The following is a 12,838-nucleotide window of genomic DNA, read 5'->3' as shown; positions in this document are numbered from 1 at the left end:
GGCGGATAGGCTGAACCCGTGACACGCATCTCGAACCGCATCGCATCCATCGCCGAGTCGGCGACCCTGAAGGTCGACGCGAAGGCGAAGGGCCTCCAGGCCTCGGGCCGGCCCGTCATCAGCTACGCCGCCGGCGAGCCCGACTTCCCGACGCCCGAGCACATCGTCGAGGCGGCCGCGGTGGCCGTGCGCGATCCGAAGAACCACCGCTACACCCCGGCGGCCGGCCTGCCCGAGCTGCGCGAGGCCATCGCCGAGAAGACGCTCCGCGACAGCGGCCTCGAGGTCTCGCCGTCGCAGGTCATCGTCACCAACGGCGGCAAGCAGGCGGTCTACGAGGCCTTCGCCACGCTGCTCGACCCGGGCGACGAGGTGCTCGTGCCGACCCCGTTCTGGACCACCTACCCCGAGGCCATCGCCCTCGCCGGCGGCGTTCCCGTGCAGGTCTTCGCCGGCAGCGCGCAGGACTACCTCGTCACCGTCGAGCAGCTCGAGGCCGCGCGCACCCCGCGCAGCAAGGTGCTCCTGTTCGTCTCCCCGTCGAACCCCACCGGGGCCGTCTACTCCCCCGCCCAGACGAGGGAGATCGGCGAGTGGGCCGAGGCCAACGGCCTCTGGGTGATCAGCGACGAGATCTACCAGAACCTGGTCTACGACGGTGTCACCGCCTCGTCGATCGTGAACGAGGTGCCCGCCCTCGCCGACCGCACGCTGCTCGTCAACGGCGTCGCGAAGACCTACGCGATGACCGGCTGGCGGGTCGGGTGGATGGTCGGCCCCGCCGATGCCATCAAGGCCGCCGGCAACCTGCAGTCGCACCTCTCGTCGAACGTCGCGAACATCTCGCAGCGCGCCGCGATCGCGGCCCTCACCGGCCCGCAGGACGCCGTCGAGACCATGCGCACCACCTACGAGCGCCGCCGCCGCACCATCGTCGACGCGCTGAACGAGATCCCCGGCGTCGTCACCCCCATGCCGCAGGGCGCGTTCTACGTCTACCCCGACGTCTCGGGGCTGCTCGGCCGCGAGTGGGGCGGCGTCACACCGACGAGCTCGCTCGAGCTGGCCGACCTCATCCTCGAGCAGGTCGAGGTCGCCACCGTTCCCGGCGAGGCGTTCGGGCCGAGCGGGTTCCTGCGGCTGTCGTACGCGCTCGGCGACGAGGCGCTGGTGGAGGGTGTGAGGCGGCTGCAGCGGCTGTTCGGGTGATCCTGCACTGATCCTGCCTTTCGTGCCTTTCGTACCGGTGGTCTAGCCCGGCGTCGGGGGTCGGATGTAGAGTTTCGCTCATGAAGTCCCGAGCGATCCTCAGCGTTGTCTTGTTCGGCGTGCTCGCGCTCCTCGGCACCTCGAACGCCACGCTCGCGCTGGCGGCTCCGCTCGATCTCACGGTCGTCTCGGCGCCCCCGGCCGGCAGTGTGCTCGTGGCCGACACCTCGCGCGCTCTGGTCGGTGGGCCGGCGGCGCTGTCGGGCACCGCGACCCATGACGCGGCCGTGACCGTCTCGGCCGGCGCGTCCGCGGCGGTCCTGTGCGCGACGGTCGCTCTCGCCGACGGCAGCTGGTCGTGCCCCGTCGCCTCGGCTCCCGACCTGGTCGGGCCCGTCAGCGTCTCGAGCGGGGGCGAGGTCGTGCTCCTCGACTTCTCGGTGCTCGGCCCGCCCGTGCTCGCCACCGATCCGCCGGGCACGCTCGCGTCGACGGTCACGGTCGACGACCTGACGCAGCCGGTCGCGGGCACGGGGGCGCCCGGCGCGTCGGTGACGGTGTCGCTTCTCGACATCGACGGGGCGGGTGACGGATGCTCGGCCCTCGTCACCCCGACGGGCACCTGGTCGTGCACCGTGCCCGCACCGCCTCCGGGCGCGGGGCCGTACTCGGTGGCGGTGTCGCAGGCGTACCCGTGGGCGCCGGGGGTCGTCGTGGCGGGGGACGGGGCGGAGTACGCGTACGAGGCTCCGGGGGTCGTGGGGCCGGGGACCGGATCGGGGGACGGGTCGGGGGTCCCGGGTTCGGGCGACCCGGGGTCGGGTGATCCCGGCTCGGGTGGGCCGGGGTCGGGTGGTGGCGGGGGCGGCGGATCACCCGGTGCGGAGGACCCGTCGGTCACTCCAGCGCCCGCAGATCCGGCGCCTGCACCTGCACCTGCACCTGCTTCACCGTGGGAGCCGGCAGCTCCGATCACCGTCAACGACGTGCCAGGCGATGCCTTCGCGCCGGTGCTCGCCGAGGAGCCGCCGCCGACCGACGGATCGCTCGTCGAACCTCTCCCGCTCGCACCTCTTCCACTCGGGCCCGAGCCGCCGCGCGCTCAGCCCGTCGCCCCTGCCGACGCGCCGTCCGAGGCCGCCGAAAACGTCGGCGATGCGGTCCTCGGCGCCGCCGCGTCGGCTGACGGGCCGGGCGAGGGGTCCGTGTCGGAGTTCAGCGGGAGCCTCCGCACAGTCGGCGAGGCCTTGGCGCTCGGCGCACCCGGCGTCGTGCGGCTCGGACTCCTCGTCGTGGGGATGCTGCTGCTCGTGATGGTGCCGGGCGGCATCCTGGAGTCGACCGTCAGCGCCAACTGGACGCGGATCACCCGTGCCTGGCCCTTCACCTGGTTCTCGGCGGTGCGCGACCGGCGTCGGCCGAGCCCGGCCTCGTCGTGGGTCTGGGCGGCCGCGACGATCGCTGTTGGCACCCTGGCGTCGGTGTTCGTCGCGCCGACCTCCTCGGCGTCGGCCTGGCCCGAGCTTGTCGCGCTGGTCGTCCCGTTCGCCGTGGCGCTCGTGGTGACGAACGCGGTGCCGCTGGGGGCGACCAGCGGGTATGCGTGGGCGCGACTGCGTCGGCGGGCGCGGCTGCTGGTGCGGCCGTCCACGTTGCTGCTGACCGCCGCGACCGTGCTGCTGTCGAGGGTCGCGGGGCTCGAGCCGGGTTTCGTGTTCGGCGCCTCGATCGGTCTGGTGTTCGGGATCGCGCTGGAACGCGCATCCGGAGCCCGCACCGTCGTGGTGGGCACCCTCGCCGCCCTGCTCCTCGGCCTCGGCAGCTGGACGGCGGCGAGCGCCCTCCGCACCTCCCCGGGCAGCGGCGCGGGCGACACCCTGCTGCTCGACACCCTCACCGCGATCACGGTCTGCACCCTGAGCGGGCCCGTCGTGGCCCTCCTCCCCCTGCGCTTCCTCGAGGGCCACACCCTGTTCCAGGTCTCGCGCCCCGCGTGGGCCGCCCTCTACGCGGTGGCCCTCGCCACCTTCGGCCTCGTACTCGTGCCCCTCGCCGACGCCTGGTCGCCGGTGGCGACCGACCTCGCCTGGTGGCTGGCCTGCCTCGCGGCAGTCTCGGCCCTCACGGCCGCCGTCTGGCTCTACTTCCGCCTCGTCCCCGCGCCCCGCCGCTTCGCCTCCAGCCCCGACCACCTTTCGCCCGCCGGCGACCCCGTCGCGCCCGCCCCCGGCCGCCTATCGCCCGCCGGTGACCCTGTCTCGCCCACTCCCCGACCGCCTATCGCCCGCCGGTGACCCTGTGGCGCCCACCCCCGACAGCCTCGCGCCCACCACAGACCCTCTCGCGCCGACCCCCACACCGACGACCACCCTCGCCAGACCATCCGCCGACTGATCACACCGCCACCGCGGCACAGGAAGGTGGCTGCATCATGGCGTGCCACACAGCGCAACTGCCCGGCGGGCGCCCACTGGCCCGGCAAACGCCCACTGCCCGGCGCGCGCCCACTGCCGACCCAGCGCCCACCGCCCGGCGAGCGCCCACTGTCCGGTGACCGCCCACTGCCCGGCGGGCGCACGATGGCCCCGCGCCGACTCCTGTTCCGCGGAAGCCGTCGGCGCGGACGGCGGCGGGGTCAGCGGAGGAGGCGGGCTACCTCGCGGGCCAGGGGTGGGCGGAGGAAGTGGTCGCTGCGGGGGACCTCGTGCAGGGTGACGTGGTGCATGGTGCCGAGCGCCTCGAGGGCCGCCGGCACGATGACCTGGTCGCGGGTGCCCCAGACGACGTCGATCGGCACCGGCACCTGCGCGATGTCGGTCGTGGTGGTCTGCGCCTCGATGCAGTTCTGCATGGTCTTCGAGAAGGCCTCCCACGCGCGGTCGTCGACGGCGGTGGCGACGCCCGGCATCCAGCGCGAGAGGCGGCCGGCGTTGCCCACGATCGTGAGGCGGTTGTCTCGGACGAAGCGGTAGAACCAGAGGTAGCCGCCGACGCGCATCCGGTGGCCGAGGGCGTCGATGTAGCGGCGGTGGCCGTAGATGGGCGGCGCCACCAGCACGAGGTGCGACACTTCGCGGCGGTGCACGGCGGCGTAGCGGCTGCTGATCAGCGCGCCGAGGCTGTGGCCGATGAGCGTGTAGCGGCGGCGGAGCCGCAGCGAGCGGAGGGTGCGGTGCAGCGCCTCGACGTGCTCGTCGAGCGTGAAGGTGCTGCCCGCCGGCGCCTGCGAGCCGCCGAAGCCGAGCACGTCGATCGCGATCACGCGGTAGAGCGGCGACAGCAGCGGCACGAGCTGGCGCCAGCTCGCCGACGACGACGCGATGCCGTGCAGCAGCACCACGACCGGGCCCTCGCCGACGTCGACCGCCACGTTCAGCAGCGGCGGCTCCTGCGTGCGCCGCACCCGCTCGAGCATGCTCATCGCGGCCCCCCGATCTCCATAGTTGAGAATACATCAGCGACCTTCGGAGTGGAAGAGTTGCTGTGCGACGGGCGCGGCCGCTGGCGCCCGACGCCCACGGCCCCCACGATGGAGCCATGACCTCCTCCTCCGCCGTGCGCGTCGCCGAGCTGCGCAAGAGCTACGGACACTTCACCGCCGTCGACGGCGTCAGCTTCGAGATCGAGCGCGGCGAGACCTTCGCCCTGCTCGGGCCGAACGGGGCGGGCAAGAGCACGACGGTGGAGATCCTCGAGGGCTATCGGGAGCGCAGCGGCGGGGAGGTCGAGGTGCTCGGCGCCGACCCGCGGCACGCGAGCCTCGAGTGGAAGGCCCGCATCGGCATCGTGCTGCAGCAGACCGGCGAGAGCGGCAACGTCACCGTGCGCGAGCAGCTGACGCACTTCGCCGCGCTCTACCCGAACCCGCGGCCAGTCGACGAGGTGCTCGCCGCCGTCGGCCTCGAGGACAAGGCGAAGACCCGCATCAAGTCGCTCTCGGGCGGGCAGCGGCGCCGCGTCGATGTGGCGCTCGGGGTGATCGGGCGGCCCGAGCTGCTCTTCCTCGACGAACCGACGACGGGCTTCGACCCCGAGGCGCGGCGGCAGTTCTGGGAGCTGATCCGCTCGCTGTCGCGCGAGGGCACCACGATCGTGCTCACCACCCACTACCTCGACGAGGCCGCGCAGCTGAGCGACCGCGCCGCGGTCATCGCGGGCGGCCGGCTGATCGACATCGGCCCCGTCGGCGAGCTCGGCACAGCGGATGCGCGCGTGCCCATCGTGCAGTGGCGCGACTCCGGCGTGCTGCGCCGGCAGCGCACCACCGAGCCCGGCCGCTTCGTCGCCGACCTCGTGGCGCGCGACGGCGAGGTCGCGGAGCTCGAGGTCATCCGTCCCTCCCTCGAGGACATCTACCTCGGCCTGGTCGAGGCCGCCGGCGCAACCGCCGCCTCGACCGACCCGACCGCCGGCACCCGGCCCCCAGCCGAGTCGGTCACCGGCACCCGCGTTCCCGCCGAGTCGTCCGCCACCACGAACGGAGCCCGGTCATGACCGCCACCCCCACCGGAACCGCCAGCGGCGCCGACACCAGCACCGCCACGGGCACCGCCAGCCGCCCGGCCCGGTTCGGGCTCGGCCGCACGCTGCGGCTCGGGGCCGCGCGGGTCGTGTACGAGACGCGGGTGTACTTCCGCGCCGGCGACACCGTGTTCTTCACGTTCCTGTTCCCGGTGGTGCTGCTCGGGATCTTCTCCGTGGCGTTCCAGGGCATGGGGAACGTCGGCACGAACCCCGACGGGAGCGGCGGCATCAGTCAGGCGTCGTACTACCTGCCCGGGATGATCGCGGCGGGCATCCTGCTCAGCGGCATGCAGAACCTCGGCGTCGACATCGCCATGGAGCGCGGCGACGGCACGCTCAAGCGCCTCGCCGGGACGCCGCTGCCCGTCATGTCCTACTTCATCGGCAAGATGGGCCAGGTGCTGGTGACTTCGGCGGCGCAGGTGATCATCCTGATGCTGCTGGCGAAGCTCGCCTTCGGGGTCGAGCTGCCGAGCGAGCCCGAGAAGTGGCTGACGTTCCTCTGGGTCTACCTGCTCGGGATCGTCACCGCGGCCGTGCTCGGCATCGCGATCTCGCGGCTGCCGCGCAGCGGGAAGAGCGCGGCGGCGGTGATCATCCCGCCGCTGCTGATCCTGCAGTTCATCTCGGGCGTGTACCTGTCGTTCAGCCTGCTGCCCGAGTGGCTGCAGAACATCGCCAGCGTCTTCCCGCTGAAGTGGATCGCGCAGGGGATGCGCGCCGCGTTGCTGCCCGAGTCGTTCGCCTCGGCCGAGACCGGCGGCAGCTGGGACCTCGCCGGCGTGGCGATCGTGCTCGGCATCTGGCTCGTCGTGGGGCTCGTGGTCTGCCGTCTCACGTTCCGCTGGATCCGCAAGGACAGCTGAGCACGCCGCGCCGAGCAGGGGCTACGCGTTCTCCTTCCGGAACGTCCGCGTGCCCACCCACAGTCCGGCCGCGAACAGCACGAGGGTCCACAGCACGCCCCAGAACACCGTGATCGTCAGGAACTCCCCCGTGAACAGCTCGCGGATGGCGTTCACGATGTACTTCGTCGGGATGAAGTCGCTGACGACCTGCAGCCACTGCGGCCCGATGGTCATCGGCAGCAGGATGCCCGACAGCAGCAGCACCGGCAGCGCCACGCTGTTGATCAGCGGCGCCATCACGTCCTCGCTCTTCGTGGTAAGAGCCAGGGCGTTCGAGGCGGCGGCGCACGCGGCACCGAGCAGCACCGTGAGCAGCAGGCCGAGGAACATGCCCGGGATCGACCCGGTCAGCCCGAAGAAGAAGGCCAGCCCGATCAGCACGGCCCCCTGCACCACGAGCTGCAGCACGTCGCGCAGGATGCGCCCGAGCAGCAGCGCGGTGCGGCTCGCCGGCGTCACGCGCTCGGCCTCGATCACCCCGGCCCGCCACTCGGCGATCAGGCCGAACCCGGCGAACAGCGCGCCGAACAAGCCGAGCTGCACCAGCAGGCCGGGCACGAACAGCGTGTACGCGTTCTGCGCCCCGAGCTGACCGGCGATCGGCTCGAGCAGCGGGCCGAAGAGCACCAGATACAGGATGGGCTGGATCAGCCCGATGATCACCCAGGCCGGGTTGCGCAGCGCCAGCCGCAGCTGTCGCCGAAACACGATGAAGGTCTCGCGCCAGAACATCAGAACGCCTCTCGGAGGGTGGGAATAAAGGACATCACGCGTCCTCCCGCAGCGACCGACCGGTCAGCGTGAGGAACACGTCGTCGAGCGTCGGCCGCCGCACCTCGAGCGACTCCAGCGCGATGCCCGCCGCGTCGAGCGAGCGGATGAGCCCGGCCACCTCGTGGCCGGCGCCCCGCACCCGCGCGCTCACCGTGGCGCCGGAGACCGCGAGATCGTCGTCGGCGACGCGCGACAGCACCGAGGCCGCCTCAGAGGCGCGCGACGCGTCGGACAGCACCAGCTCGACCAGGTCACCCGAGACCTGGCGCTTCAGCGCATCTGGGGTGTCGCTCGCCACGATCGTTCCGTGGTCGATGACGAGGATGCGGTCGCACAGCGCGTCGGCCTCGTCGAGGTAGTGCGTGGTGAGGAAGATCGTGGCGCCGCGGCGGGTGCGGAGGTCGCTGATGTGCGTCCAGAGGTTGGCGCGCGCCTGCGGATCGAGGCCGGTGGTCGGCTCGTCGAGGAACACCAGCGTCGGGTCGTGCACCAGCCCCATCGCGATGTCGAGGCGCCGGCGCTGGCCGCCCGACATGGCCTTGGGCTCCCGCGTCCACAGCCCCTCGAGGTCGAGCTGCTCGAACAGCTCCTTGCCGCGCGCGGTGGCCTGCGCCTTGCTGATGCCGTAGAGCATGCCGTGGTCGACGATCTCCTCGCCGGCGCGCGCCTCGGGCGAGGTGGAGCCGCTCTGCGAGACGTAGCCGATGCTGCGCCTGACCTTCTGCGACTCGGTCACGACGTCGTACCCAGCGACGGTCGCGGTACCCGCCGTGGGCGTCAGCAGCGTGGTCAGCATCCGGAGCGTCGTGGTCTTGCCGGCGCCGTTCGGCCCCAGGAAGCCGACGATCTCGCCCTCGTCGACGTCGATGTCGACGCCCGCGACGGCTTTCACCTCGACCTTCTCGGCCCCTCTTCCGCGCCCCGCGAAGGTGCGCGCGAGACCTCGCGCGTGGATCATCGGCTCTCCCTGCATCTATGTGAACGGCGTACACATTGCCCGAGTTCAGCGGCGAGCACAAGACCCACGGGCGATCACCCCTCGAGGAGGCGTTTGAGGGTGACGAGATCGGCCGCGATCGCGTCGGAATCGGCCGCGAGATCGGCGTCGCTCAGCCCCGGCCGGCGGAAGAGCGTGAAGACGACCTCGCTCCCCCGGTCGTTCGCCAGCACCCGCAGCGGGTTGTGCACCGTCTCACCCGTCTCGGGCACGACGTCGTGGTCGAGCACCCCCGCCTCGACCGGCCCGGTGAACCGGATCTCGATGGTGCCGCCGTCGAGATCGGCGAACCAGCGCTCCCCCTCGGAGCGCAGCCCCGAGCCGAGCCCCGCCGCCCAGAGCGGCAGGTTGGCGGGGTCGCCGGCGAAGGCCGCCACGTCGGCGGGCGTGCGGTCGATCGAGACGGAGAGGTGCGTGGCTGGCCAGGTCATGCTCAGACCCTAGAGGGCACCCCCGACATCGGGATGACAGCCTCAGAACCCCACGTACACCGGCTCCGGGTGCAGCTGCACGCCGAACTCCGCGAGCACCCGCCCCTGCACGAACCGCGCCAGCTCGGCCACATCGGATGCCCGCCCCGACGTCCCCGCCCGGTTCACGATCGCGAGCGTGTGCTTCGACGAGATCGCGGCGGTCGACCCGGGCAGCGAGAACCCGCGCCGCACGCCCGCCTGCTCGATCAGCCACGCCGCGCTGAGCTTCACGTGGTACTCCGCCGGGGCCGGACCCCGCGAGTACACGCCGGTGCCGGCGTCGGCGCCCTCCTGCGCGAGCGCAGCGGGGTCGAGCGGAATCACGAGGTCGGGCGCATCCGGCTCGACCTGCCAGCGCGGTGCCGACGACGGCAGCGCCCGGGCGGCCCGCTCGGTGACGATCGGGTTGGTGAAGAACGAGCCGGCACTGACCGAATCGGGGTCGGCCGGGTCGAGGACCATGCCCTTCGAGGCCCGCAGCCGCAGCACCGTGTCGCGCACCTGCTGCAGCGGCATCCGCTCGCCCACCGCCACCCCGAGCGCCGTCGCCAGCTGCCCGTACGCCACGGGCGCACTGAGCCCCGAGGAAGAAGCAGACGAAGACGAAGCAGCCAGCACGAACGTCACCGACAGCACCACCCCCCGCAGCCCCCGCTTGAACACCGAGGTGCGGTAGCCGAGCCCCAGCTCGGCCACGGGCATCCGCCTCACCCGCCCCGCCTCGACGTCGTAGAAGTCGAGCGACTCGATCGACGCGCCGACCTCCTGGCCGTAGGCGCCGATGTTCTGGATGGGTGCCGCCCCGGTCGACCCGGGGATGCCCGAGAGCGCCTCGATGCCGCTGAATCCCTCGGCGACGGTGTGCGCGACGAGCTCGTCCCACGGATGCCCGGCCTGCACCCTGAGCCGCACCGACCCCGCAGGCGCCGGAAGCTGCACGATCCCGCGGGTGGCCACCCGCACGACCGTGCCGTCGAACCCCTCGTCCGAGACCAGGACGTTGGAGCCGCCCCCGAGCACCAGCCACTCCTCGTCGGGGTCGAGCCCCTCGGCGAGCGCCAGCAGCTCGGGCTCGGTGGTCGCGGTCTCGAGCGAGGCGGCGGGGCCGCCGACCTGCAGGGTGGTGAAGCGGGCCAGGCTCATGGCAGGGTGACGCTCACCTGCGCCTTGCCGAGCACCGTCTGCCCGTCGACCGTGACGGTCAGGTCGATGCGGGCGGTGCCGGCCTCCTCGTCGAGGGCGCCGATCTTCGCGACGACCTCGATCGTCGCGCCCGAGGCCGGGTCGACCACCACGGGGCGGGTGAACCGCACCTGGTAGGCGCCGATGCGGGCCGGGTCGCCGACCCAGTCGACGACGGGCTGCACCGCGAGGCCCATGGTGAGCATGCCGTGCGCGAGCACGCCGGGCAGGCCGACGCTCGCGGCGACGTCGTCGCGGTAGTGGATGGCGTTGAAGTCCCCCGACGCCCCCGCGTAGCGCACGAGCGACTCGCGCGTGATCGGGTAGGTGGCGCGAGCGACCTCGTCGCCCTTCTCGTAGCGGTGCACGATCTCGGCGCTCATGCGTCTCCCCTCACCACGAGCGTGGAGACCGCGGTGGCCACGTGCTCCCCCGCCGCATCCGTGATGCTCGTCTCGGCCACCACCATCGCGTTGCCGCCCAGGGTCTTGATGCTCGTGACGCGCAGCTGCGCGGTCAGCTCGTCGCCGGCGACGATCGGCCGGCTGTGGTCGAAGCGCTGCTCGCCGTGCACCACGTGGGTGAGCTCGATGCCGGCGTCCTCCTCGGCGAGCAGCTGGGAGAGCGTGAGCTCCTGCACCACGATCGCGAAGGTCGGCGGCGCGACGACGTCGGCGTAGCCGGCGGCCTGCGCGGCCTCGACGCTGAAGTTGAGGGGGTTCGTCGAGAAGACGGCGCGGGCGAACTCGCGCACCTTCTCGCGGCCCACCAGGTACGACCCGGTCGCGGGGAACGCGCGGTCGGTCAGGGCTGGGTTGACTGGCACGCGTCCAGTCTACGGGCGGGGCGGGGGCGGGCATCCGGATGCTCGTGCCGGGCGCCGGCCGGGCGGCCCCCGCTGCTCCGCTAGGGTCGGGGTGTGCGACTCGGAGTGCTGGATGTGGGATCGAACACCGTCCACCTGATCGTCGTGGACGCGCATCCGGGTGCCCGCCCCGTGCCGCAGGCCTCGCACAAGTCGGTGCTGCGACTCATGCGCTACCTCGAGCCCGACGGGGCGATCAGCGCCGAGGGCGTCGAGGCGATCGTCGCCGCCATCGCCTCGGCCATGGCGGTCGCCCGCCGCGAGGGCATCGAGGAGCTGCTGCCGATGGCCACCTCGGCCCTCCGCGAGGCGCGGAACGGCGAGGAGGTGCTGGCGCGCATCGAGGCGTCCACCGGGGTCGCGCTGCGCGTGCTCAGCGGGGAGGACGAGGGGCGGCTGACGTTCCTCGCGATCCGGCGCTGGTACGGCTGGTCGTCCGGCAACATCCTGCTCTTCGACATCGGCGGCGGCTCGCTCGAGATCGCGGCCGGCAGCGACGAGTACCCCGAGGTCGCGGTGTCGCTGCCGCTCGGGGCCGGGCGCACGACCGTGCAGTTCTTCCCGAGCGACCCGCCGACGCCTGCCCAGATGCTCGAGCTGCGGGCGCACTCGCGTCAGGTCATGCGAGCGGATGCCCTGCCCCTGTTCGCCGGACAGCCCCCGTTCGACCACGTCGTCGGCTCGTCGAAGACGATCCGCTCTCTCGCACGCCTCGCGGGCTCCACGCGCCCGGGCGCCACCGGCGACATCGTCACGCTGCGGCGCTCGGAGCTGAAGGACTGGATCCCGCGCCTCGGCCAGCTGCCCGCGGAGGCGCGGCAGGCGCTGCCCGGGATCACGCCCGACCGCACCTTCCAGATCGTCGCCGGCGCCATCGTGCTGCACTCGGTGATGAAGCTCTACGACGTCGAGGAGCTCGAGGTCTCGCCCTGGGCGCTCCGCGAGGGCATCCTGCTGCGCTACCTCGACGGCCTGGGCTGAGCCTCCGCGATCGAGTTGCCGAAATCCGCCCTAAAAGCGCCGTTTTGGGGCGGAAAGTGGCAACTCGATCGGGGAGCGGGGCGGGTGCGGGGCGGGGTCAGCGGGCGACCGCCCAGAGCGCGACCGCGCTGGCCGCCGCGACGTTGAGCGAGTCGATGCCGTGCAGCATCGGGATGCGCACCACCGTGTCCGCCGCCGCGATCGCCTCGGGCGTCAGACCCTCGCCCTCCGCGCCGAGCACCAGCGCGACGCGCTCGGGCACCGCCCGCTCGAAGTCGCGGAGGCTCACCGCGTCGGGCGTCAGCGCGAGCGCCGCGACGTGGAACCCGAGCCCGTGCAGCTGCGGCGCCAGCTCGTCCCACTCGCCCGCGCGCGTCCACGGCACCTGCAGCACGGTGCCCATGCTCACGCGGATCGCGCGCCGGTAGAACGGATCCGAGCAGCGCGGCGACACCAGCACCGCATCGGCCCCGATCGACCCCGCCGAGCGGAAGATGGCGCCGACGTTCGTCGGGTCGACGACGTTCTCGATCACGACGACGCGGCGCGCATCCGTCAGCAGGGTCGCCGGGTCGGGCAGCGCGGGCCTCGCCATCGAGGCGACCAGGCCGCGGTGCAGCAGGTAGCCCGTGAGCTCGGCGAGCAGCTCGCCCGGGCCGACGAAGACGGGGGTCTCCGGATGCCCGGCGGCGGCCAGCGCGGCGACCGCCTCGTCGGCGCTGGTGCCGAGCGCGAGCACCGAGCGCGGCACGTGCCCGGCGGCCAGCGCCCGCTCGAGCACCAGCAGCGACTCGGCGAGGTAGAGGCCGTGCTCGCGACCGCGCTCGTCGCGGCGGGAGTTCTTCAGGGCGACGTCGGTCGTGTGGGCGTAGTCGGTGAGGCGGGGGTCGGTGAGGTCGGCTACGGGGACGACGGGCATGGAAGG

General features: G+C 72.8%; 13 protein-coding genes. 5 read left to right on the top strand and 8 right to left on the bottom strand.

What is annotated here, in order from left to right; translation table 11 throughout:
* The first annotated feature begins 18 nt into the window (after positions 1-18).
* Positions 19-1,209 carry a pyridoxal phosphate-dependent aminotransferase gene (locus ITJ64_RS09640; protein WP_194680411.1) on the top strand — a complete coding sequence of 397 codons (1,191 nt, stop codon included), beginning with the start codon at positions 19-21 and terminating at the stop codon, positions 1,207-1,209.
* An 80-nt stretch (positions 1,210-1,289) separates the two neighbouring features.
* Complete coding sequence (locus ITJ64_RS09635; RefSeq protein ID WP_194680410.1) at positions 1,290-3,503, top strand: hypothetical protein; 2,214 nt, start codon at positions 1,290-1,292, stop codon at positions 3,501-3,503.
* A gap of 341 nt (positions 3,504-3,844) precedes the next feature.
* Here ITJ64_RS09635 and ITJ64_RS09630 read toward each other — a convergent pair whose 3' ends face one another.
* Positions 3,845-4,630 (bottom strand): alpha/beta fold hydrolase, encoded by a 786-nt coding sequence (locus ITJ64_RS09630; RefSeq protein ID WP_194680409.1) that lies wholly within the window; start codon positions 4,628-4,630, stop codon positions 3,845-3,847.
* 116 nt (positions 4,631-4,746) lie between these two features.
* Here ITJ64_RS09630 and ITJ64_RS09625 point away from each other — a divergent pair, with 116 nt between their 5' ends.
* On the top strand, positions 4,747-5,703 hold the full coding sequence (locus ITJ64_RS09625) for an ABC transporter ATP-binding protein (RefSeq protein ID WP_194680408.1): 957 nt from the start codon (positions 4,747-4,749) through the stop codon (positions 5,701-5,703).
* The gene (locus tag ITJ64_RS09620) at positions 5,700-6,599 is read left to right on the top strand and encodes an ABC transporter permease (RefSeq protein WP_194680407.1); all 900 of its coding nucleotides are present in this window, start codon (positions 5,700-5,702) and stop codon (positions 6,597-6,599) included. The genes ITJ64_RS09625 and ITJ64_RS09620 overlap by 4 nt, the downstream gene beginning before the upstream one ends.
* Before the next feature lie 21 nt (positions 6,600-6,620).
* Here the strand turns inward: ITJ64_RS09620 and ITJ64_RS09615 are convergent, their stop codons facing one another.
* The 6 genes from ITJ64_RS09615 to ITJ64_RS09590 form a co-directional block, all read right to left on the bottom strand.
* Positions 6,621-7,373, bottom strand: coding sequence for an ABC transporter permease (locus tag ITJ64_RS09615; protein ID WP_228507773.1), 753 nt, complete (start codon positions 7,371-7,373; stop codon positions 6,621-6,623).
* A 34-nt stretch (positions 7,374-7,407) separates the two neighbouring features.
* The gene (locus tag ITJ64_RS09610; RefSeq protein ID WP_194680406.1) at positions 7,408-8,373 is read right to left on the bottom strand and encodes an ATP-binding cassette domain-containing protein; all 966 of its coding nucleotides are present in this window, start codon (positions 8,371-8,373) and stop codon (positions 7,408-7,410) included.
* Between the two features lie 74 nt (positions 8,374-8,447).
* Positions 8,448-8,843: an SRPBCC family protein gene (locus tag ITJ64_RS09605; RefSeq protein WP_194680405.1), complete on the bottom strand. Its 396-nt coding sequence runs from the start codon at positions 8,841-8,843 to the stop codon at positions 8,448-8,450.
* Between the two features lie 42 nt (positions 8,844-8,885).
* Positions 8,886-10,028: a UDP-N-acetylmuramate dehydrogenase gene (locus ITJ64_RS09600; protein ID WP_194680404.1), complete on the bottom strand. Its 1,143-nt coding sequence runs from the start codon at positions 10,026-10,028 to the stop codon at positions 8,886-8,888.
* Positions 10,025-10,450 (bottom strand): MaoC family dehydratase, encoded by a 426-nt coding sequence (locus ITJ64_RS09595; protein WP_194680403.1) that lies wholly within the window; start codon positions 10,448-10,450, stop codon positions 10,025-10,027. Before ITJ64_RS09595 ends, ITJ64_RS09600 begins: the two co-directional genes overlap by 4 nt.
* Positions 10,447-10,893: a MaoC family dehydratase N-terminal domain-containing protein gene (locus tag ITJ64_RS09590; protein WP_194680402.1), complete on the bottom strand. Its 447-nt coding sequence runs from the start codon at positions 10,891-10,893 to the stop codon at positions 10,447-10,449. The genes ITJ64_RS09595 and ITJ64_RS09590 overlap by 4 nt, the downstream gene beginning before the upstream one ends.
* Positions 10,894-10,986: 93 nt before the next feature.
* Between ITJ64_RS09590 and ITJ64_RS09585 the strand changes: the two genes are divergently transcribed.
* Positions 10,987-11,913, top strand: a complete 927-nt coding sequence (locus tag ITJ64_RS09585) for a Ppx/GppA family phosphatase (RefSeq protein ID WP_194680401.1) — start codon at positions 10,987-10,989, stop codon at positions 11,911-11,913.
* 97 nt (positions 11,914-12,010) lie between these two features.
* On the opposite strand, the gene ITJ64_RS09580 is transcribed toward ITJ64_RS09585, so the two are convergent.
* Complete coding sequence (locus tag ITJ64_RS09580; protein ID WP_194680400.1) at positions 12,011-12,832, bottom strand: RNA methyltransferase; 822 nt, start codon at positions 12,830-12,832, stop codon at positions 12,011-12,013.
* Positions 12,833-12,838 lie beyond the last annotated feature (6 nt).

It is taken from the genome of Herbiconiux sp. VKM Ac-1786 (assembly GCF_015350805.1).
Lineage (GTDB): Bacteria > Actinomycetota > Actinomycetes > Actinomycetales > Microbacteriaceae > Herbiconiux.
Note: the sequence above shows the minus strand (reverse complement) of the source record. Positions and strands in the feature narration are given on the sequence as shown.